This window comes from Leucobacter manosquensis, from assembly GCF_018304845.1.
Lineage (GTDB): Bacteria > Actinomycetota > Actinomycetes > Actinomycetales > Microbacteriaceae > Leucobacter > Leucobacter alluvii.
Genome location: NZ_JAFEVO010000001.1, coordinates 1,947,810 through 1,967,658, shown reverse-complemented (window position 1 = coordinate 1,967,658; position 19,849 = coordinate 1,947,810). Strand labels below are relative to the sequence as shown.

Annotated in this window: 22 protein-coding genes; 10 read left to right on the top strand and 12 right to left on the bottom strand. The window is 61.5% G+C overall.

Features of this window, described 5'->3' with window-relative positions:
* Window positions 1–48 precede the first annotated feature (48 nt).
* Window positions 49–723 (bottom strand): hypothetical protein, encoded by a 675-nt coding sequence (locus tag JSQ98_RS09145; RefSeq protein WP_211649343.1) that lies wholly within the window; start codon window positions 721–723, stop codon window positions 49–51.
* Window positions 724–1,046: 323 nt separating this feature from the next.
* Here JSQ98_RS09145 and JSQ98_RS09140 point away from each other — a divergent pair, with 323 nt between their 5' ends.
* Both JSQ98_RS09140 and JSQ98_RS09135 read left to right on the top strand, forming a co-directional pair.
* On the top strand, window positions 1,047–1,697 hold the full coding sequence (locus JSQ98_RS09140; RefSeq protein WP_211649340.1) for a DUF6349 family protein: 651 nt from the start codon (window positions 1,047–1,049) through the stop codon (window positions 1,695–1,697).
* Window positions 1,698–1,781: 84 nt separating this feature from the next.
* A complete protein-coding gene (locus JSQ98_RS09135; RefSeq protein ID WP_211649337.1) occupies window positions 1,782–1,967 on the top strand; it encodes a hypothetical protein in 186 nt (61 codons plus the stop codon).
* Window positions 1,968–2,050: 83 nt separating this feature from the next.
* Here the strand turns inward: JSQ98_RS09135 and JSQ98_RS09130 are convergent, their stop codons facing one another.
* The 8 genes from JSQ98_RS09130 to JSQ98_RS09095 form a co-directional block, all read right to left on the bottom strand.
* The gene (locus JSQ98_RS09130) at window positions 2,051–5,386 is read right to left on the bottom strand and encodes a hypothetical protein (RefSeq protein WP_211649335.1); all 3,336 of its coding nucleotides are present in this window, start codon (window positions 5,384–5,386) and stop codon (window positions 2,051–2,053) included.
* 129 nt (window positions 5,387–5,515) lie between these two features.
* Complete coding sequence (locus JSQ98_RS09125; protein WP_211650566.1) at window positions 5,516–6,904, bottom strand: hypothetical protein; 1,389 nt, start codon at window positions 6,902–6,904, stop codon at window positions 5,516–5,518.
* 114 nt (window positions 6,905–7,018) lie between these two features.
* Complete coding sequence (locus JSQ98_RS09120; RefSeq protein ID WP_211649334.1) at window positions 7,019–7,834, bottom strand: hypothetical protein; 816 nt, start codon at window positions 7,832–7,834, stop codon at window positions 7,019–7,021.
* Window positions 7,834–7,983 (bottom strand): hypothetical protein, encoded by a 150-nt coding sequence (locus JSQ98_RS09115; RefSeq protein WP_211649333.1) that lies wholly within the window; start codon window positions 7,981–7,983, stop codon window positions 7,834–7,836. The genes JSQ98_RS09120 and JSQ98_RS09115 overlap by 1 nt, the downstream gene beginning before the upstream one ends.
* A gap of 2 nt (window positions 7,984–7,985) precedes the next feature.
* Window positions 7,986–8,771: a hypothetical protein gene (locus JSQ98_RS09110; RefSeq protein WP_211649332.1), complete on the bottom strand. Its 786-nt coding sequence runs from the start codon at window positions 8,769–8,771 to the stop codon at window positions 7,986–7,988.
* Entirely contained in the window at window positions 8,764–9,804 is a 1,041-nt protein-coding gene (locus JSQ98_RS09105; protein WP_211649331.1) for a ParB N-terminal domain-containing protein, read from the bottom strand. Before JSQ98_RS09105 ends, JSQ98_RS09110 begins: the two co-directional genes overlap by 8 nt.
* A gap of 337 nt (window positions 9,805–10,141) precedes the next feature.
* Complete coding sequence (locus tag JSQ98_RS09100; protein ID WP_211649330.1) at window positions 10,142–11,299, bottom strand: hypothetical protein; 1,158 nt, start codon at window positions 11,297–11,299, stop codon at window positions 10,142–10,144.
* Window positions 11,300–11,490: 191 nt separating this feature from the next.
* Window positions 11,491–11,760, bottom strand: a complete 270-nt coding sequence (locus tag JSQ98_RS09095; RefSeq protein ID WP_211649329.1) for a hypothetical protein — start codon at window positions 11,758–11,760, stop codon at window positions 11,491–11,493.
* An 84-nt stretch (window positions 11,761–11,844) separates the two neighbouring features.
* On the opposite strand from JSQ98_RS09095, the gene JSQ98_RS09090 reads away from it, so the two are divergent.
* A complete protein-coding gene (locus JSQ98_RS09090; RefSeq protein ID WP_211649328.1) occupies window positions 11,845–12,846 on the top strand; it encodes a hypothetical protein in 1,002 nt (333 codons plus the stop codon).
* 43 nt (window positions 12,847–12,889) lie between these two features.
* Window positions 12,890–13,351, top strand: a complete 462-nt coding sequence (locus tag JSQ98_RS09085) for a zinc-binding metallopeptidase (protein WP_211649326.1) — start codon at window positions 12,890–12,892, stop codon at window positions 13,349–13,351.
* 31 nt (window positions 13,352–13,382) lie between these two features.
* Here JSQ98_RS09085 and JSQ98_RS09080 read toward each other — a convergent pair whose 3' ends face one another.
* Window positions 13,383–14,405 (bottom strand): hypothetical protein, encoded by a 1,023-nt coding sequence (locus tag JSQ98_RS09080; protein ID WP_211649325.1) that lies wholly within the window; start codon window positions 14,403–14,405, stop codon window positions 13,383–13,385.
* Between the two features lie 821 nt (window positions 14,406–15,226).
* On the opposite strand from JSQ98_RS09080, the gene JSQ98_RS09075 reads away from it, so the two are divergent.
* The 4 genes from JSQ98_RS09075 (at window position 15,227) to JSQ98_RS09060 (ending at window position 17,112) form a co-directional block, all read left to right on the top strand.
* Window positions 15,227–15,571, top strand: coding sequence for a DUF7882 family protein (locus tag JSQ98_RS09075; RefSeq protein WP_211649324.1), 345 nt, complete (start codon window positions 15,227–15,229; stop codon window positions 15,569–15,571).
* Window positions 15,572–15,667: 96 nt separating this feature from the next.
* Window positions 15,668–15,997, top strand: a complete 330-nt coding sequence (locus JSQ98_RS09070) for a DUF7882 family protein (RefSeq protein ID WP_211649323.1) — start codon at window positions 15,668–15,670, stop codon at window positions 15,995–15,997.
* Between the two features lie 44 nt (window positions 15,998–16,041).
* Complete coding sequence (locus JSQ98_RS09065) at window positions 16,042–16,221, top strand: hypothetical protein (RefSeq protein WP_200332027.1); 180 nt, start codon at window positions 16,042–16,044, stop codon at window positions 16,219–16,221.
* A 192-nt stretch (window positions 16,222–16,413) separates the two neighbouring features.
* Window positions 16,414–17,112 (top strand): hypothetical protein, encoded by a 699-nt coding sequence (locus tag JSQ98_RS09060; RefSeq protein WP_249290790.1) that lies wholly within the window; start codon window positions 16,414–16,416, stop codon window positions 17,110–17,112.
* A 37-nt stretch (window positions 17,113–17,149) separates the two neighbouring features.
* Here JSQ98_RS09060 and JSQ98_RS09055 read toward each other — a convergent pair whose 3' ends face one another.
* Complete coding sequence (locus tag JSQ98_RS09055; protein ID WP_211649322.1) at window positions 17,150–17,857, bottom strand: NADPH-dependent F420 reductase; 708 nt, start codon at window positions 17,855–17,857, stop codon at window positions 17,150–17,152.
* A 207-nt stretch (window positions 17,858–18,064) separates the two neighbouring features.
* On the opposite strand from JSQ98_RS09055, the gene JSQ98_RS09050 reads away from it, so the two are divergent.
* A complete protein-coding gene (locus tag JSQ98_RS09050; RefSeq protein WP_249290789.1) occupies window positions 18,065–18,700 on the top strand; it encodes a hypothetical protein in 636 nt (211 codons plus the stop codon).
* 45 nt (window positions 18,701–18,745) lie between these two features.
* Window positions 18,746–19,399: a DUF2382 domain-containing protein gene (locus tag JSQ98_RS09045; RefSeq protein ID WP_211649321.1), complete on the top strand. Its 654-nt coding sequence runs from the start codon at window positions 18,746–18,748 to the stop codon at window positions 19,397–19,399.
* 24 nt (window positions 19,400–19,423) lie between these two features.
* On the opposite strand, the gene JSQ98_RS09040 is transcribed toward JSQ98_RS09045, so the two are convergent.
* Window positions 19,424–19,783 carry a DUF7882 family protein gene (locus JSQ98_RS09040; protein ID WP_211649320.1) on the bottom strand — a complete coding sequence of 120 codons (360 nt, stop codon included), beginning with the start codon at window positions 19,781–19,783 and terminating at the stop codon, window positions 19,424–19,426.
* Window positions 19,784–19,849: the final 66 nt, after the last annotated feature.

Below are 19,849 nucleotides of genomic sequence, written 5' to 3'. Positions count from 1 at the left end.
GGTTCTGCGGGCGGGGGAGCCGCAGGACTCTCGGGACGTTGACCGCGCTCACGCACCACGAAGCACCCACTTCAGCAACTGATCCCAAGTAGATGGCAAGTCCGTGACGGTCGCACCTGGCTGCCTAAGCAACTTCCGATAGATGTACGAACGCACTTGCGGCCGCGGATCATGAACAGACCATTCCGTGAGCCGAGGGAGCGTTGAATCTCCGGGAGCGAATATGGCACGCACGCTCTGACGCCGGACAGAGGCCACATATGCAATCAAGCAAATGCCGACCGTGAGAAGGAGAAATCCGGCCCAAGCCAACTCCCACACCGCGAACGCAAAGACACTCGCGACAACAGAGCCGACGCCAAACGTCCATCCCCAGGAAAGGCGCGGAGTCTTCTCCACCGCGAGGCCGGTCTGCGTCATCGTTACCTTGACCCCTTTAAGACGCGAGAGCTTCTTCTGGACGATGAGGAACACACGCTGCTCTTGAGCGTGGCCGATGACCGCCTGCTCCGCGGTAGCGCGCTGGGCGACGGCTTCTTCTCTTCGGACTTGGACGCGGTCAACACGGGATCGGGAAAGCGCGTAACGGTTCATACTCCACAGAACCCGCCAGCTGCGCAGCAGCCGCTGCGCGGGAAGGACCACACCTCCGGGGTGCTCCTGGTGGACGCCGACACGGAGGCCGGCGTCATTCCTTTTCGGGCTACGCCCGTTTTTTGCCATGAAGCCTTCGGCAGCATACGGCCGTTCCGCTCTCCAGGGGCACGGTCGCACACCCGCTACGCGGCCGAGCTTGCCGCATCGCTCTCGCATGTCTACGCCATGCGGGATCGACGCTGCGTACCCCCTCCGAGCTCCACGCCTCCGCAGGCACATACGTGCCTTCACGGCAAAAAACGTGAGGGAGGGATCAAGAACAAGGAGCAGACAATGAGCGACTACACGATGCAACTCGCGGCCCTCGGAGCACGCGTCATGGGGCTGTGGGGTATCGCCGGGTACCGCTTCTGGATTCTCCCCGCACTCGCCAAGAAAGGCACCCACCAATGAGCACCGCACAACTCAGCTTCGACATCGACGCCCTCATCCATCAGGCCGCCGTCGAAACCGCACCCACCTGGGACGGGGCACCGCTCGGCTATCACGAGCAGTACCGGACCCCTGCCGAACTCGACGCAGCATGGAAGCGCTGGCAGTTCGAGAACGGAAGCTTCGGGTGCGTGCCCTACAGCCACATGTGGCACAGCGACAAGTACCGCAGAGGCGAAGAGATCAGCATCGGAGCCCACCAGAACGCATCGTTCCAGGCCGACGCCCGGTGCGACGGTGGCCGCTTCGGCGGACCAGAGCACGACCACGCAGACGGGGAACTCCCGGGCGACCTCATGTACCAGATCATCTGCGGCCCGTGCCGCTGGCACACAATCAGCACCAGTGAGAACGCAGCCGTCGAAGCGTGGCACGACCACGTACTTCCCGGCTGGCGAGATCTCCCCGTCGTCCCGAAGAAGCTCGCAGAACACGGAGGCGAACGCAAGAAGCTCGCACGGCTCCAGACCTGGCTCGAGGAACACTACCCAGCCGCGTGGCAAGCACCCGGCTTCCCGATCATCAGCGAACGGAGCACGTACGGCACCCGTCACGTCCCTGGCCGCTCACCCTGGGGCGGCTACGACCTCTCCGACTCAGCACTCTGAGGCCACCGTGTGGGGCCGATCGGCCCCACACTTCCAGGTAAGCACCACTTGCGCTGACCCACTTATCAACCTTTGGAGTCACTCATGCGTCAACTCATCATCCCTCGCACCATGTTTGGCCTCGGCGTCCGCATCGCAATGCTCTACGCCGTCCTCGCTGGTTTCGCCTATCTCGCCCACTTAGCGAGCATCGGAGCAATCACTCTCGTCATGATGCAGCTGCAGCAGTTCACCCGAATGATCCACGCGGTCGAGTGGTTCCTCTCATAGAGAACCGCCACAGCACATAGAGAGGCCCTGGCCAGGATGATCCTGACCAGGGCCTCTCTATCCCCGTTTACCCCCATGAAGTGTTAGCTGTTGAGCGTCACATCACCTGCCTCGACCGATGCCATCTTGCGGCGACGGAGCTGCAGCAGTGCGAGCGCTGCGCCAGCTGCGAGCAGGAACGCTGCTGCGACACCAGCGCCGAGCATTCCGCTGCCACCCGTGAGAGCCAGCGCAGGCTTCGGGGTGATCTCGAAGTTCTCGGACTTCTCGCCGCACTTACCGACGTGCACGACGGTCTCCTTGCCGTCCTCGATACGCACGAGCGTCTCGACGTAACCGCCCAGGCCGACGTGCTCCTCTCGGGTGACAACCTTCTTCGACTCGTACGAACCGGGTTCAGTAACCTTCACGCCGGTCGCGTCCTCGAAATCGGAAAGCTCGCGCTCGGTGGAGCACACCATCTGCTCACCCTCGGTGCGCTCATACGCCTTGAAGGTGACCTTGTACTCGACCTCGGGACGATCCGACAGCGGGCCCTCGACGATCGCGGTGTCAAACATCTCGTCACCGACGTTCACGGTGCCCGCGGACTCCGTGCGTACGGTCGGCTCCTCGACCACAGTGGTCTCGTTCGGCAGGCCGCACTCGCCACGGTGCAGGCTCGTGGGCGGCTCCTCGCCGTCGATCACCTTGAGATCTTCCACCCAGTAGGTGGTGCCCTCGGAGTTCGTCACGACATCAGGCGACTTCACCTTGCCCGGTCCATCGACCTTGACCGGCTTGGTCTGAGCGACAGGCTGCGCGATGCAGACAGCGTCCGGGTTCTTCACCTCGTCCTCGGTCCACAGCACGGCGTTGCCGTCCTTGTCGACGATCGGCTTCCAGTTTTCGTCGTGCTTCGGCTGTCCTGCCTCGGGCTTGAGGTACAGCGTGAAGTCAACCTCGTAGCTGACCTCGGGGCGCTCAGAGAGCGGACCCTCGACGTCTGCGACGTCGTGGATGTTGCCGCGGACGGCGCCCTTCTCGATTGCCTTCGTGGTGACCTTGGGGTTCTCGACCTCAGTGGTCTCGTTCGGCAGGCCGCACTCGCCACGGTGCATGACGATCTCGTCGCCACCTTCCTTGGGAGTCGCGGTGAGCTCTTCCACCCAGTACACGGTTCCGGCTGTTTCAGCCTTCACACTCGGGGACTTGACCTCGCCCAGCTTCGTCACGGCCACGTCCTCGGTGTGCGCGACGGGCTGTGCGGCGCAGACTGCGGCGGGGTCTGCGACCTCTGCCTCGGTCCACAGCACCTGGTTACCGGCGTCATCGAGGACGGGGTTCCAGTTCTCGTCGTACTTCGGCTGCCCTGCTTCAGGCTTCAGGTACGCGGTGAAATCGACGGCGAGATCGTACTTCTGCGTGCTCGGGAGCCCGCCTTCGATCTTGGCGACATCGTTGATGTCACCCTTGACCGCGCCGGTTTCCTGCGCCTGAGTGGTGACCTCGGGACGAATGACCTTCGCCGTCTCGGCGGGAACACCGTAGTCGTCGCAGGTCTCCTCGAACTTGCCCTTGCTTGCTGCGGGCTGGTCCTCGTCGATAACACACCACTGAACCGTGATGTAGTTCGCCTTCGTGTCGATCGGGAGCGAGAGAATGTCTGACGTCTTCTTCTGGCCCGGAGTGTCGATCGTCATCGTGGTCGTCTGCAGCACCTCGGCACCCTTGGGGGCGTTCTGCTGCTGCTTCGGCTTCGAATCAGATGCGTAGACGGTGCCACGAACCGTAGCTGGCGTGCGCTTGCCATCGGTCTGGAGCCAACCGCCGCCACCTGCGAGCTTCACCTCGAGGTCGTCCGTGTAGTCGTTGCCGACCGTGATCTCGGACGCTGACAGATCGCTCTTGAACTCGAGCTCGGTCGGGGTCCACTGCGTTTCGGTCTTCACGCCGTAACCATCGGTGAAGTGGTACTTCTCCGGCAGCGATGCCGCCTGGCGGACACCGTTAGGCTTCGGCTTCACGACGCTATCGAGCTGATCCTCGAAGTCAATCTCCCAGACCCAGGTGATGTACCCGGTCTCCTTGGAAACCTCCTTCGACTGCACCTCGTACGTTACGTTCGGACCATCTGCCGTCGACGTCGTGATCTCAGCAGTCGCTGCGATGGGAGCGTTCTTCGGCGGTTTGCCGGACGGGTTCTCGGCCGGGTCCTGCAGGAACGGGCCGTATGCGGTGCCCTTGGCCTTGATGGGCGCGAACATCCACTTCTGTGCAGATTCGTTCCAGGCTTTCCGCCAGATTCCGGAGCCCACGTTGGGGTCCGCGGCGAAGGTGAGAGTGTCGGAGTATTTCTGCCCCTTCTTCACCTGCTTCGTGACGGTGTCTGAAGTCAGCGTCGGTGCCCAGATCGTGTCGGGGTCGACGTACTGTGCTTCGAATTCACCGGTGCGGCTCTCAGACGTCGACGGACGCCCGATACCGATCTTCTGGTTCAGACCACCCAGGTCCGACACCACGAGCTCGCCCGCGGTCGTGACGGTGTACGAGAACCCGCCCGTGAAGCTCACCCGGTAGTAGCGACCGAATTCGTAACCCTGTGGGGGTACGCCTTCCCACTGAATCTGATGCGCGGCACCATCAGTGATCGTCGCCGTCTTACCATCGGCAGAGACATCGACGCCAGCCTGAGCGGTGAACTTGCCGTTCTCGATGCTCATTGTCGTGGTGCCCGCTTCAACTGACACGTAGCCGGCATATGCGCCGGTCGGTGTGATGACGGGGGCGTTGGGCTGAATAGCTGGACCGCTGCCACCGGCAGGGTTCGCAGCGTAGGCGCGTCCCTCTGCGATCATCGCGGCGGCGAAATCGACTGCGTTCTGGTAGCCCTTGTCCGCAAGACTCTGCTTCACCTGAGCGATGGTGCTTGCATAGCCAGCGTCACCCTGCGCAGTTCGCAAATCCCAGACGGCCAGCTGTACTGCAGCAGCTTGGACGCTGTCTGAGGTGGTGCCGAAGTTGCCGAGAATGTATGTCAACGCAGCTGTATCGGCCGGGGTGAGATCCCCAGCTGTACCGGATGCGCCGTTGATGCCGAGGAAGCCGTTGACCCAGCCCTGGAAGCTGTAGCCTTCCACGCCGGAAACGGGAACCAGGGGTGCGTCAGTGCCCTCGGGTACGATGTGACCCATTTCGAGACAGTAGACGATCGTGCCATCACTGTGCACGAGCGCGCCGATGCCGGAGCCGGCACCATCGTAGAAACCTGCTCCGGGGGTTGCTGCCTGAGCCATCTGCGCGGGAACGAGCACGGTGCCCACTCCTACGCCGCTTGCAGCGAGCAAGCCGGAGAGCATAAGCACTCCAGCGCGACGAGTGAAGACTCGACGCTTTCGGCGTTCACGACGTGTGAACGCTCCCTCTTCTGTCAATGACATGAAAGGCCTTTCCTGTCCTATGGGGGTGCAAACGGTTTGCCGTCTACGAACACAAGATGTGGACGGGCGCGCAGTTGACACACCGAAGGGGTGCAACGCAATCGCGCTGCACCCCTTCGGTGTCTCGATTTAGTTCCAGCCCCCGGTGTCCGTGCCCCCGGAGCCGGCCCTTTCACAGTGGATGCCATTGATGTTGTCCCATGAGCCGGTCGGGATCGTGCCCGGAGGGCAGGTAGTGGCAGGAGGCGTCCCGCCGCCACCAGCACCGCCGCCACCGCCGCCACTAGTGCCGCCAGCGCCTGTGCCGCCGCCGCCGCCACCAGCGCCGCCGCCAGCCCCTGTATCGACTGGAGGCTGCCGGGCCGGTTCCCCGCCGCCGCCACTGTTCCCTGAGTCGGTCGGGGGCGTCCACCCGCCGCCGCCACCGTTCACAGGCCAGTCGCCGCCTGTTCCCCCCGTGCCTGGATCGTACGTGTACCCCTCATCCGCCGGCGCCGGCCCCTCACCCGCGGCCGCGGCTGCCGCGGCTTCCTCAGCAGCGACCTGGTCGGCGTGTGACTTCTGAGCCGCACGGGCCGACTCGACATAGGCGGCGAGCTTGTCAGCGACGCGCTTCGCCGTCACGGATTTCTCGCCGGCAGTCTCCTTCGCGGTCTCGGCAGCGCTCGTCACGCTCTTACCCGCATCGGCAGCTTTTGTCGCAGCGGCGACGATGCCCTTCGCCTGAGTCGGGGTCGCCTCCGAGACCTTCACGAGCGCCGGGAGCGTCTTAGACACTGCATCGGTGTAGCTCGAGGAAAGTTCCAGCTCGGCGTCGACGGCGCTCTGCACGTCGTGCAGCTGGGACTGGGCCGCCTTCAGCTCGCCTCGGGCAACCTCGACCTTGTCGCCCTCTTCTGCGGTACGTCCGTCAGGCTCGACATGGCTGGCAGAGGTGTCCTCACCGATCATGCCTCGAACGTCGTCGACGGATACGGCAAGAAACGAGCCTGGAGCGGTCGCTTCGGGGGCGTCCTTCTTGGCTTTCTTTGCCTTCGCCGCGGCGTCCTTATCCGCCGCTTCCAACTCGATGGCTTTTGATTCAACCAGCTTCACGGCCACCGTCCGCTCGTCGGACTTTTCGGGGCCCTTACCGATCGACTTCGACACCGATGCGGCTGCATCTGTGAGGCTCTTGGCCTGAGCTTCCGTGATGATCGGATCAGCGGTCTTTCCGAGAGCGGTGAGCTCCTTCGCGAATGCGGCGGCCTCGGTGTACTGCAGGCTACTCAGCGCGAGTGCCGCTTCAAGATCGGCACTCATCTCATCGGTCTGCCCGTAGGTGTAACCGATTTCTGCGGTGAGTTCCGCGTGCTCGCGATCGCGGATGCTTTGCACGATCAGGGGCGTCGCGATCGCGCCGCCCAGGACCAGCGCTCCAGCAACACCGCCAGCGATCCACAGATTTCGCTTCTTCTTCGAGCCACGAGGTGCGGGAACTTCCTGCACCGATTCAGTGGGACCGCCTACGGGTTCCATGTGTTCTTCCTTTCGGCCGTGCCCCCACCCGTTTCCAACGGTAGCGGGGGCCACTGACAATCGTTGATTCAGATCTACGGCGACAAGCCAGAGCGGCTGTCACGGGTGTTCACCTCAGTGAGCGTTGACTTCCAAGCGCTCCACGTCGGGCGTGAAAGCGCCGTCTTCTTCCATCTTCTTGAGGAAGCGCTGCCCGGTCTTTTGGGTCTTACCGCCCAACCATTCCCCGACGAGCTTCCCGGTCGGGCGCTTCTGCTCGGTGAGGAAGAAATCAAGCACCTGGGCGCGTACCTCCTCCTCGGGAACATCGCGAGGGGCGACGTCGATCAAGCGCAGCGGCAATGTCGCCTCCGGCTCCTGCGTCATAGCCGGCTGCGGTTCAGCTGGCCTCTGTGCAGGCTGTGCGGCTTTCGGGCGTTCGATCTGTGTCCGCACCGGTTCGCTCGCACGCTGCGCGTCCACCCGTTTGGCAGGCATCGCCTCAGCGCGCTCGCGGATTGCTTGGAGCTTGGCACGTTCTTTCTCGTCCGGGATGAGCATCATCACCAAGTGCGTGATTGCCAAGAGCGCGGTCGGCGGAGTGGAGGCCAGGATTGCGGCGGCCCACGGGCTAGTGAGGGTCAGATCTGCCGCACGCCACGCATGCGTGGCGTTTGCCACGATAGAAACGCCAGACAGCAGGACGAAGGTGGTGTACGCGAGCCAACGGCCGGGAACTCCGCGCATACGAAACTGTGCAGCAGCGATCATGGTGGCCACGGTGCCGACGTCGACCACGACCGGGAACAGTTCAGGAAGCGGGAGCCCGTTCACGCGGGCGACGTCGATCAGGGTGGCGTATGAGATCGCCATAGCTGAGACGCCCACGATTGCGAGCGGGATGCCCAGCGACATCACCATCGCCCAGGTACGGTTCGGTTTCTTCGCCATCAGTCGTTCCCCGCCTTGCGTGCGTCACGCTTCACCTGCAGCGACGTGAGGCCAGCTACGAGCGGGATCGCCGCACCGAGTACCGCGACGCTCAGCAATGAGATCGTGAGCATCCACATCAGCATGGGATATTCCATGTAATCGTTCATGTTCACACCCAATCCGTGAGCATCCGGGAGCCGGTTTCGCCGGCACGGAACGCGTTCTTGAAAGACGTGAGCGCCCGGTAGTGGGAACCCGATTCTGAGACGCGGAACGAATCGTTCAGCAAGAACTGCCCCATGAGGCTGGTCGCTGCCGTATTCGGCCGCGAGCCGCGAGCGATCTTGATCACCGCAATAACCTGCTCGATCGACAAGGACGGGCAGAGCCGGTGTGCGGCAACACGGTCGTCGATGTCGTAGGAGAGCCGCTGCGGCGGGTTTGCAGCAATCCAGTACAGCAATTCCCGTACTGCTACGTGGTGGCGTGAATCGATGACCTGAGCGACGATCCCGAAGGTGAGATCCACGACGTCCTCAAGCGGTGTGAGGCCGTGTTCGTCACCCTGGTTGGTGCAGAGGTTCGTGTATTCGGCGTAGCCGACGTTCTCGAGCGGTGCCCCGCGGATACCCCACTCGTTCTGCAACCATCCGATGGCGGTCGTGTGGAAGTACGCCCAGGGCTCTGCGACGGCCGCGATGTAGCGTGCCGGGCAGCGGTCAGGATTCTTCCGAGTGGACAGCAGGTTCGCGATGATGACCTGCACCGTCTCCTCAGAGGAGATGGAGTAGCCCCAGTCCCGCGCGGCCTCTCGCAACTGAGCGACTTGGTAGGCGTGCAACTGCTCGATGAAGGCCGCCCCTTCGGCGGTTTCGAACACGTCGACGCCGGAATCTGCGATCTCAGTGAAGATCGCTCGCGTGCGCCAGTTGGAGAACTTGCCGACCTTAGCCACGACGATCCTCCAACCCGAGTTGACGGAACGACTGCGATGACAGCAGGTTCGTCACTTCGCCACCGATCCGCTGCAAGCTCTGCGAAACATCCCCGTCGACCGTGCACTCGACCACCACGATCGTGGAGAGCGCGTTCACGAGCGCCACACGGATTGCCCGGAGCGATTCACGCGCCATCTGGTCCTTCTGTGCGGCGAGAGTGAGTACGTCCCGGAAATCGCTGTTTTCGAGCTTCTCCTGCAGCAGCGTTGATTCGGACACCGTGTCATCGAGGCGCTTCTCTGCGGCACGGAGCTTTGCAACCTCGGGATCTTCCGAGCGACGTTCGATCGCCTCACTGGTCTTCATGACCTCTTTGAGTACCGGCTCGATCTTCGCCCCCACGCGATGCAGCTTCTCAAAGCCCATCTTCGCCACCTCGCGAACCTCCGGAGGAGCTGTCTCGCTCTCTGCGAGATCGCGGATTGTAGCAATCTTCTGAATGGCTTCGTAGTTGTAGCCGGTCGACTCTTTCGCTGCCTGCCGGATCGAAAGGGGCACCGCGTCCGATTGCTTACCCCTATTAGGGGTAAGCAATGAATCGTCTCCGGTCCAGCGCTCTGACAACATCGCCGAGGCAGCGTCAGACTGCTTCTTGCGAGCTTTCTCTTCGAACAGCGGAAGATCGAACGTTTCCCATGCCTGAAGGATCTCAGCGGGCGTGAGGTTCTTGCGCTCACGGTTCGTGCGAAGCTCCAGCAACCCTTCGAGGTCTTCGGTGAGGTTTGTGTAGATCTCTGCGCGGATCGTGTCTCTGTCGTCCTTCTTAGCAGCTTCGAGACGGTGAGCGCCGTCGATCAAAACCAGCGCTCCACTGGCCTGTTCGGAAAGCGCGATAGGGACGATCTGCTTGCCCGTCTCGCGGACGGACTGTCGCAGGATCTCGACGTGCTTCGGGTCGATTTCGCGTTGCCGCTTTCGGATGACGATTTGGGTAGTGGGAACATTCGCGTGGCGAATTTCGACGGTGTCGGGGAGCAGTGCTTTCGTCATTGGGTGACCTCCAGGAAGAGCGAGACGATGTTGGGAGTTTGAGCGGCGTCCCACACCACGGCTGCGGCGGAGTCGCTGTGCGCCGTGCAGAGATGCCGGCGAGTGGGGTGAGTTCTGCAGGTGCACTGCCGAACCCTTTCCGCGTGAAGCGGGCAGTAAGAGCGAAGTTGCGAGGTGAGCGCGAACGACCAGCCGGCTTCCACGAGACCGTGGAGCTGAGGCGCTTGGTCATGCCAGGTGGCTCCGAACGGGATACGTGGTGAGGCAGGAACCTGCACGGCACAGGCCCGCACATCGCAGCGGATCGCGATGACTTCTTGGAGAATGACTCGTCCCATCAGCGGTTGCCTCCGACCGAGGACATTTCTCGTTCGAGTTCCGCAAATGTGGGATCGACGTTGCGTCGCGGTTCTCCGCAGTCTGGGCAGTGCGAACGGTCGATTTCTGGGAGATGATCGGAGCCCCACCAGTGCTCACCGCGAAGACATGCGGCTACAGGCGATTCGGTAGAGAACGTGCTGGCTGCCGGTGCGGGATCGAATGGTGCTGTCCCGTCGCCGCCGACCGGCCACTTCTCGGGATAGCGGACGATGACAGACGCGATGTAGCTCGCAGGCTTATTCACGCGGCCGCTGGCTCGCAGCAGAGTGTCTCGTGTGGCCTGAACGACGTCCACACTCGCAAGGTCCACTCGGCCCTGAATCTCGCGCTCCACCGCTGCGAGCGTGAGGCCGCAACCGGGAGCGAGCGCTCCGAGCTCAGCGTCAATTTCCGCGTCGCGCGTGGTCTGGTTGGTTGGTCGAATTGAAGATTGAGAACCAACCAACCAACCTTGGTTTTCTTCTTCCTTTATAGGGGTGGTGCGAATTTCGTCGACCGGTGCACCGCTATGCGAATTTCGAGAGGCGGTGCTGACCTGGTGTTCTTCACCGGGGTGCGAAATTCGGGGGGCGGTGCCGTCACCGCTATGCGAATTTCGTGGGGCGGTGAAAGTGGTCTCAACCGGCCTCTGCTCACCGGTCCTCGAAAGCAGCTCATTCTGCTTTTCGAGCCACAGCTCGTACGGTTCGTCGACTTCGATCACGCCGCCGTCTGGTCCAAGGTCGACGTTCTCGTCAGGGTCTTGTGTGAAGACACGTACCCGAAGGTTGCCGGTCAAGTCCGTGTATCGAGGCTGCCCTTTTCGGTCGAGTATCGGGGACCCATCACGCATCATCGGAGCAACTGAGCCGGCCGGCCACCGGTCACGCACCTCGAGGAAGAACCCGTAACGACGGAGGGTGTTCTTCGCGATCTTCCACGCGTAGTCGGTGAGGCCCAGATCGCGCTTCGCTATGGCTGGTGTGACCTCGAAGTTCTCCGCATGCGACTGCATGTACAGGAACAGAGCGATCGGCAACCCGGTAACGCGAGGATCTCGCACCCACCAGTTGCGGTGCGTCCCGTACTGGTCTTCGAAACGCATCCTTTGCCGGACGATCGGGGTGTTGCTCATCGCGTCTTCCCCTTAAGCAGAGCCAGAGCCGCGCTGGAAAGCTGGCTATTCTCGCGTGCAGTGAATTCGCTTCCAGACGTGACCGCAGCGCGCGGGAATGTGTCAAAGTCCTGAGACATGAATCGGAGTTCCTTCCAAGGAATTCGCTGGCCCCTGGTGTTCCCCCACCAGGGGTCAGATTCGTTTCTGGGTTACGCGATGTTGCACGAGCAAGGCGACCGAAACGCATCTGGCAGAAACGAAGCCGGAGGTAGGCCTATGAGCGCTGCGATCCGCAGCAATTGAGTCATCGTGATCTCGTACTTCTCGTCCCCCTGCAGCTTGCGATGAAAAGACGAGGCCGCGAGGTTCGTCGCATCGGCTGCGCCGCGCTGCGAATACCCCGCGTCTTCAAGGGCTGCGACAACGAGAGCTGCGATCTCGCCAGCGACTGGGGTCGGCTTTGTCTCCAGGGTGATCACTTATTCCTCCAACTCTTGTTCCACTTGGAACACCAATTGGAAGAGTACATATATACATCGAATGACGTCAAGTATTCTTCCGATGTGAATACTGACGAGCCTGGTGCGAGCTTTGCCCAAGCTCTTGCAGCTGAGCAGAAATGGCAGCTGCGAGGGCTGAGCATTTCTGGGTCGGCTCTCGCCGGCATGCTCCAGATCGGAACTCGAACGCTCACCCAGTGGCTCAACGGGCGTAACAAAATCCCGTTTGCGTTCGTGTACTCGGCCTGTCTCGTGACGGGCATAAGGCCCAGCAGCCTGTTCAAGCTCGCAGAACGACGGCTCAAAAAAACAGATCCTTCTTTGATTTCCGGAAGCCTTGAGCGCACTGAGCCCTCCACCCTTTCTCCTGACGAGCTCCAAGCGCGCGGAGTGCGGTTCATTCAATGCGTTTCGGCCGAGCTGCGGACCCAACTCGCCGCGCGCGACATCTCTGTGCGACAGATCGCCCTTCGACTCCGCAAGGCCCCTGCCGTCGCCGGGGAATGGCTGAGCGGGAAGAAAACCATCCCGGTCCATTTCGCCTACAACGTCTGTAGGGCGATCGACTTCTCAATAGCCGAACTCGTCGACCGTGCTGAAGCTCGAATCGATCTGTATCCCGAGGACGAAGACGAAGTCGCCAAGACCGAAATTTCCAGCCGTGGCGAGACCACCCGGACCGCACTCTCACCTGACGAGATCAGTCGCCGCCTGCGCGCCCTCCTTGAGCTCAAGGGGATGGATGAGACGTCAGGATACGAAGCCGTTCGCGATACAGCCGTACATAGGCATGTTGCGATCGAACGCGTGGAATGGGACATATTCCTGAAGGGAACGATGGCACCGGATCGCAAAGTAATTGCCGCGATCGCGGATGCGCTTGATGCCCCCTTGGACTACCTCACTGTCGACAATGAAGAAGTCACTGCGCGCGTAGAAGCGGAAGCGGCACTGGCGCGAGTCGCTGCCAACGCGGGCGTCAAAAACATCGCGGCAAGAGGCACCAGCCTCTCCCCCGAAACGCTTCGGGAAATCGCGAACCTCATAGGTCGCCTACCCAAGTAACGTCGTTACGTCCGCACTCAGCAATCAGGAGGTGAATGGCGGCATGAACGCTCAGCAGAAGGCAGAACGGCTCGTAGAGAGCCTGGAATGCCCACCCGGAGCAGGAATCGCTGACATTCGAGAACGTGTCTCGCAGGCCCACCAGAAGGACGTCGTTCTTCATCCCACCAGTGACTCAGAACTTCGCGATATCACAGGGCTTTGGGTTGAAATGGAACACGCAAGCCACGTCTTCTACCGAGCTGACGATCCCGAGATCTATCAAGCCCACTCGATATTCCATGAGTTTGGTCACATCATCGCTGACCACACCACATGCGGCGTCCTCGAATTCATCGACAACAGCGCCATCAGCTCCGCTTCACTCGGCGGCCAGATCCAGCGAGCCAGAGCCCGAGGGTTCCGTTATAACGACGACGAGGACTTGGCCGAGGAAATCGCCTACGCCCTTTCCCGCGTCGTCATTGCTGGCACCAAAAGCAACGTGCGCGCCGTCTTCGAGTAACGCCCGAACATGACGCGCCCAACTTAGGTATTCAGTTCGACTTCGACCCTTTGGCCGCCCACTCGATGATATTCAGCTCCCAACGCGGGAGACGCGCGCGGGCCTTCCGGGGCTTTGTGAACATCTTGCGGGAAACCAGGTGAGAGGCGCGCTCAACGCGCTTCTTCTCGTCATTGTTCAATGATGACCCGTCGGCCTGCACGTGGTCATTCACGGCGATCACGCTCCTATAGAGATGGTTTAGTGCGGTTTCACCATTCAACCAGGTTGTCGTCATCGCCGGGCGCGCAGGAACCTCGAGATCTTTCCGGCGCAAGATGGATTCGACTGACTTGATCGAGTGCTTTACCCGGCTCGTGCTTCGCAGCCGTAATAGCGCCAGCCCAGCCATATTGCCGGCCATCAGAACGACGCCGCCGCTGAAGCTGGTCAGCGCGAACGTGTAGACGGGCCGGCTAACTCCTTCTGGCAGCCAGTTGAAGCAGATAGAGGCGAGCGCAAGGATCTGGAGCACGCACCCGACTGATACGAAGGCCCCACCGAGATGCATTGTGGCAAAGCTCTGCGCGCCGCTTCGCCAGATCTTTGCGATGAGGTATACGCAGATTCCCGCAATGAGCGCGAGGTACAAGCACGAGTAGAGAAATCCCGCGAGCTGATCCGAACGTTCGAGCATGAAATCTTGTGTCGTAGCACCACGTTCAATCAAAAAGAACGGGATGACGAAGGAGAAAACTCCGACGTACAGCGGCCAGCGGAAGAGCTTATGGAGTGGGTAGTGACCCTGAGTCACTACGGCTTGGGCTACGAGCCAGAAAGCAACCGCAGCGGCAACGTTCTGTAGCAAGCTTAGGAAGTTCGTTCCACCAAGCCATCCATCGAGTACTGGAATGGAGATCAGCGTTCCACAACAGAGTAGCGCGACGGCGCCGACTCCAGAAGCGAGCCAGGTGTGGCGTGCTGTGGGCACACGAATCGCATTCCGTATGCGCACTACAAAGGCGATCGCCAGGGCGAAGAATGCCAGATTCGACGGATGCATCATTTGTTCCATATGGAATTCCCCTTGTCTTAAAAAGATTCCTCAATCATCTTAAAGGCGATGGCGTCCGGAAGGGTTGCTCGTTCTGTTCGCAACGGCCGAGCAAGGCGCCTAAAGGCAGAGTGGAACGACACTGCATAAAGTTAGGATTTCGGAGTGCGCGCGATCATACTTCTTGCTCAGAAAAACACCAGCGAAGAGAAGCGCGCACATCGCTTCATGGTGTGGTTCGCTCAACGATCGTGCGCGTTTTCACCTCGGACTTAGGCGTCGGTGTGCTTTCCTCGTGCCTCCTCCAGGCGGAGGATCTAGCAACAGAATGGCAACAATCGTGCCACATTGATCTATCACGTACATTGCTCAAGAAACTATAAATCGTTGAGAGAACAACGGTTTCACACCTGCGCAAGGGGGAGTAAGAGCCGTCGTCAGGTTTCAAATCCCCCCGTCTCCGCCAATTGAACAACACGAAAGCCCCTGAGATTCCTTGGAAACATGCGGATCTCAGGGGTCTTTTGTTTGTTGGCGCGTTCCCGCTCGTGTGACGGGCGTCGATGCCCGCAACGAGATCAGAATGAAACGCGTCGAGAGCCGGTTGCGTTTCTGCGCCACCTGAGTTTCGAGAGCGGGGATGTTGAGCCATTGGGAACCATCCGAGTGCCTCCTCGCTCCTGAGGTGCCGTTCGGGATGCCGCAGGGGCGTTTTCGTCGTTTCGGGCCGCTTCCTCCAAGTGTCAAGGTCTTGTGCCTACGAGCGGCGGGCGTGCTTTCCTGGAGGTCTGGCTTACTCGCACCCGAGTGGTCGAACAAACGTCAACGGAAGGACGACCACCATGGGCTCTATTCGCTACGACGGAATCACCACGCATTTCAACGACGAGTTGCTGACACACATGCAGATCGTCATCGTGCAGAAGCTGATGCGCGAAGAGAGCTTCTTGATGTCCTGGAAGGCTGGCCAGAGCAGTGGCGATGGACGCACATCCATCTGGCTCTCACCTCAGATACCACTCACCTTCACGTTCATGGAGCATGTCATGCCCGAGGTCAACAAGGAATGGCTGGAACGTTTGGGTGAATCGGCGAACTCGAGTACCGGCCTAGTAGTCACCGAAGAGGACGGCTCGCTGGCGATCGCCGAAGCACCGAACACGACCCATTACCCGGGCGACATGTGATCCAAAGACGCAGCCACAGCTGATTTTCGAGGCTGCACACTCTGCGGTGGAAAGCAACCTCTACCGCCGTTTGTTTTGACTGACAGACTGCCGAATATGGGGAACTTCATATACGGCGGACAGCAGTACGAATTCGAAGACAGATTGTTAGCGCACCTGAAGTTCGTCATCGGGCAGAAGCTCAAGAAGCAGGAGAGCTTCTTTCTCAGCTGGCACAAGCCGCATGATCAAGGAGACGGACGAGTCTCTCTCTGGATGTCTCCCTACGGCACTGTGGCGTTCCACTTCTCGGGGAGCAAGGAGGCAGAGCTCAGCAAGGTGTGGATACGGGCGCTCAACGCGCTCGCGTACACCCCGCGCGGCCTGATCGCGATCTCCGAGGAAGAAGCAGAGCGCTTCGCCAAGCAGAACCCCGACGTGATCTGACGTCGAAGAAAGCCGCCCCTCCCGTGGTTCTGAGAGGGGCGGCTGTGTCGATCCCAGTCACAGGTATGGGGTACACGGAGATCCGGGACGACAGCAACATTCTCAAACGGTGGACGCAGTCCACGATGGGGCTTGACCTCTCCCGAATCACTCAGCAGCTTGCGCGCGGAACGTTTCGCATCTCAGCGCCAGGAATGACCGATTCGATCACCGTCGTCTCGTGATCCACGCGACCCGTGATTCCGGCCGCGATAGAGTGCAGGCAATAACCCGGAGCAATGTCCGAGGTTCTCCATGCCACGGATCGCCGAAGAGTGAGGAACGTCGCAGTGTCGAATTCACGATCACAGCGGACATGGTCAGCGCTGGCTGCCAGTGCAGCGATTGCTGGATCCTTGGTGCTTAGCGGATGCGGATTGCTCCCGAGTTTCACGACCGACGACAGTGCTCCGGGCGCTGCCGCTGAGTCCAGCGCCTCGGACAAGCGTGGTGATGCTGCAGCTCAGCAGCAGTTCTTCGACAATGTCATGCTGATGGCCCCGATGGTCGCAAGCCTCGATCCCTCGTCCTCCTGGGCTTCCGTCGAACCGACGGCGTGGGACGATGCCGACCCGACGATGCGAGAGACCGTGGTGGGCATGGGGCTCGACGCCTGCAAGCGGGCGGACGACGCGGCTGCCGCATCGGAACTCGAGGATCCGGCCATCACTTGGCTCGCCGCACGGTTCCTCTGCGAAGAGCACCGCGAGGTCGCGGACGAGTTCCTCTCCAACGACGCGAGCATCTCACCCACGCACACGATGGCCGATCTCTTCGAGTTGGCGCTCGTGCACGAGGACGCGACGGTCAACGAACTCCTCGATGCCAATACCGTCTGCATCGGCGCGCTTGCAATCGCGTGGGACGTTCATGAGGGCTTCACGCCGGACGCAACGTGTTGGCTCATCCGCGTGCAGTCGGTCGAGGAGACCGGGGGCGACGCGGAGTACCTTTCGCTCTTCACGGACGCGGGCGACGCAGCGAACACGGCCTCTGATGCGCGCTTCGGCGAACTCGCCGAGGCTTCCGGCGCGACGCCGAACAACCTCTCCGAATTGCTCGAAGGTATGGAATAGCGTCGTTCTCGGGCGACGCGTCGAGCACGATCGGTCACTAGAACTGCCGGGCGATGACGTCCGGACGGCGCGAGGCGCTGAGCAACTGGCGCAGGCGTTCCGCCGATAGGGGCGTTCCCGCGTCGGCGAGGTAGTCCTCGCGGAAGCCGTCTGAGCTGGCGGCGTAGATGGCCGTGTAGGCGCCGGATTCTGGTTCGAAACGCCACGACTCCGCGAGTGCGCCGGCATCGACCGGGTCGAAGCCGAAAGAAGCGATGACGCCGGAGACTCGTGCCTTGTCTTCATCCCTATCGCCGGCAATAGGCAGCGCCGTACGGGGGTGGGAGCCGGCGAGAAGGGGGATGTGGTGGGCGACGATGTTGTTGAAGGCTTTGACGATTCTGGAGCCGGGAAGCAAGCTCTGCTCGTACTCTGCGGTGGTCTTCTCGAGCGCGTCCAACGTCTCGATGCGGCCATCCCGGTGCGGGTAGTAATTGCCTGACGAGAGAATCGTCTTATCCGCGAAGTCGCCCGTGGGGAGGCTCGAGTACGCAGTGAGCGGCACGGCCAGAATGGGGATGTCGCCGAATGCGGCGGCCTCGCGAACGTTGCCGGCGCGGGCCTGGGGGCCGAGGTCTTTGAGTAGGTTCCTCAAGGATTCGGGACCGCGAGAATTTGCGATCATGACCTCATACTCGGCTGCGATTGCCAGACGGGCGAGGGCTGTCCCGATCGCTCCGCTCCCGATGATCCCGATGCGTTGCATGTTCTTGTCCTTCCTGGCTGCGTAACCGGCCGACATCACGCAGCACCGCGATCGTGCGTTGCGAGGAGCGGGGCCGAGGGCTATTTTCTCACCGCATTGCCAGAGGTCAACCCCCGCGCGCGGAGAGGAAAGTCAGGGGAGCCTGGTGCCAGGCCCCCACATGGAGAGGCTCGATCCCGCACTGACGACGAGGGCAGGAGCACGGAAATGAACACTGAGCACAATTCTGAATCTTCGGGAGACCACGCTGCTGTTGCGGCGGAGCGAGGCCCGACCCGCCGAGAAGAGGTTCTCGATCGGGAGAAGCAGCAGTTCGGGGGAATCAAGTGGGGTTCCGCCTTCTTCGGCTGGCTCACGGCGATGGGAACAGCAGTTCTGCTGACCGCGATTCTCAGCGCTGTCGGCGCAGGAGTCGGGCTCGGGGCTGCGGACGGGGATGCGCAGGCGGCTGCCGAGGATCTCACCTCGAACGCTGACACGGTCGGGATCATCGGAGCGATTGTGCTCGCCGTGATCCTCTTCGTGGCCTACTTCTGCGGCGGGTACGTCGCCGGACGCATGGCCCGATTCTCCGGCGCGAAACAGGGCGTCGCCGTGTGGGTGTGGGCCATCGTCATCGCGATCCTCGTCGCAATACTCACGGCGATCGCCGGTTCCCAGTTCAACGTCCTCGGAAATCTCAACGGGTTTCCCCGCATTCCGATCGATGAGGGCACTCTGACGGCCACCGGCATCATCACCGCGGTTGTGCTCGTCGTCGTCAGTCTGGGCGGAGCAATCCTCGGCGGCGTCTCGGGGATGCGATACCACCGGAAGGTCGACCATATCGGTCTCGGACGATGAGGTCAGCACGTCACCGATGCACCACTGACTGAGAGGAATGCACCCATGATCGATTCCACCTCCATCAACGGCATGTTCGACGCGAACGTCTTCGACGCCGACGGAGACAAGATCGGCACCGTGAAGCAGGTGTTCGTCGACCAAGACGATCAGCAGCCACTGTTCGTGAGCGTCGCGACCGGCCTCTTCGGAACATCCGAGTCTTTCGTCCCTCTGCGCGACGCGAGTTTCGACGGAGACTCCCTGCGCGTGGCGTATGACAAGGCCACGGTGAAGGACGCGCCCAGGATCGACGCGGACGGCGCGCTCTCCGACGGCGAGCACGATCGACTGTGGGACTACTACCGCGGGAAGACGGGGAACGAGCACGATCACACTGCAGCAGACGACGCCCAGGCTCCCGGTGGGAGTCAGGCGCCGGGGAGTGACGAGGATCCGGGGGCCCAGCAGGAAGCGCGCCGGAACCGGTCTGAGAATGACGTTTCCAGGAGCCGCGTTCGGTTGCGCAAATACGTGATCACCGAGCAGCAGACCATCACTGTTCCCGTGCGTCACGAGGAGATCCGAGTGGAGCGCGTGCCCGCGGCGGACTCGCTCGGATCGGAAACCGGATCAGAGCGCCCGGACGTCTCCGAGACGAGTGCGCACGAGGAGACCGGGACGGACGACCGAGACGAGGCACCCGGCAGGAATCGCTAGCTCTGGCGTGCGCAACGGCGGAGATCAGCGTTCGCGGTACTTCCGGAACGTCCCGGGGTGCTGATCGTCGGTCGCATCTGCGATGGCGAGGGCGCCGTCTTCCGTTGTCACGATCAGGCCCGTCGTCGCGCTCGCAGACTCTGCCAGGCGCTGCAACCACTCCCTGTTGACTTCCGGCACGCGGCTTTCCGAGAACTTGAAGGTGAGAGTGGTCCGGGGAGAGATCCAAATCGCAGTTCGTCCGCTGCCCGCGCTCGTGCCGTCCTTCCATGACATCAAGAACGACTCCTCCCGCATGAGCTTCTGCACGATGACGATCTGCAAGTGCGTGAGCAGACGATCCTCGAACTGCGTGATCAGGCCGTCGTACTGAATCGATCCCACCTGGCGATGGTCCTTTCCCGTGAACGTGAGACTGCGCGCAACAGCCGAGCAGTGCTTTCAGTCAAC

What these genes read in the sequence shown, in the direction of transcription:
- JSQ98_RS09145 (WP_211649343.1), bottom strand. Translation starts at nt 723, where the DNA reads ATGGCAAAAAACGGGCGTAGCCCGAAAAGGAATGACGCCGGCCTCCGT.
- JSQ98_RS09140 (WP_211649340.1), top strand. Translation starts at nt 1,047, where the DNA reads ATGAGCACCGCACAACTCAGCTTCGACATCGACGCCCTCATCCATCAG.
- JSQ98_RS09135 (WP_211649337.1), top strand. Translation starts at nt 1,782, where the DNA reads ATGCGTCAACTCATCATCCCTCGCACCATGTTTGGCCTCGGCGTCCGC.
- JSQ98_RS09130 (WP_211649335.1), bottom strand. Translation starts at nt 5,386, where the DNA reads ATGTCATTGACAGAAGAGGGAGCGTTCACACGTCGTGAACGCCGAAAG.
- JSQ98_RS09125 (WP_211650566.1), bottom strand. Translation starts at nt 6,904, where the DNA reads ATGGAACCCGTAGGCGGTCCCACTGAATCGGTGCAGGAAGTTCCCGCA.
- JSQ98_RS09120 (WP_211649334.1), bottom strand. Translation starts at nt 7,834, where the DNA reads ATGGCGAAGAAACCGAACCGTACCTGGGCGATGGTGATGTCGCTGGGC.
- JSQ98_RS09115 (WP_211649333.1), bottom strand. Translation starts at nt 7,983, where the DNA reads ATGAACGATTACATGGAATATCCCATGCTGATGTGGATGCTCACGATC.
- JSQ98_RS09105 (WP_211649331.1), bottom strand. Translation starts at nt 9,804, where the DNA reads ATGACGAAAGCACTGCTCCCCGACACCGTCGAAATTCGCCACGCGAAT.
- JSQ98_RS09100 (WP_211649330.1), bottom strand. Translation starts at nt 11,299, where the DNA reads ATGAGCAACACCCCGATCGTCCGGCAAAGGATGCGTTTCGAAGACCAG.
- JSQ98_RS09085 (WP_211649326.1), top strand. Translation starts at nt 12,890, where the DNA reads ATGAACGCTCAGCAGAAGGCAGAACGGCTCGTAGAGAGCCTGGAATGC.
- JSQ98_RS09080 (WP_211649325.1), bottom strand. Translation starts at nt 14,405, where the DNA reads ATGGAACAAATGATGCATCCGTCGAATCTGGCATTCTTCGCCCTGGCG.
- JSQ98_RS09075 (WP_211649324.1), top strand. Translation starts at nt 15,227, where the DNA reads ATGGGCTCTATTCGCTACGACGGAATCACCACGCATTTCAACGACGAG.
- JSQ98_RS09070 (WP_211649323.1), top strand. Translation starts at nt 15,668, where the DNA reads ATGGGGAACTTCATATACGGCGGACAGCAGTACGAATTCGAAGACAGA.
- JSQ98_RS09055 (WP_211649322.1), bottom strand. Translation starts at nt 17,857, where the DNA reads ATGCAACGCATCGGGATCATCGGGAGCGGAGCGATCGGGACAGCCCTC.
- JSQ98_RS09050 (WP_249290789.1), top strand. Translation starts at nt 18,065, where the DNA reads ATGAACACTGAGCACAATTCTGAATCTTCGGGAGACCACGCTGCTGTT.
- JSQ98_RS09045 (WP_211649321.1), top strand. Translation starts at nt 18,746, where the DNA reads ATGATCGATTCCACCTCCATCAACGGCATGTTCGACGCGAACGTCTTC.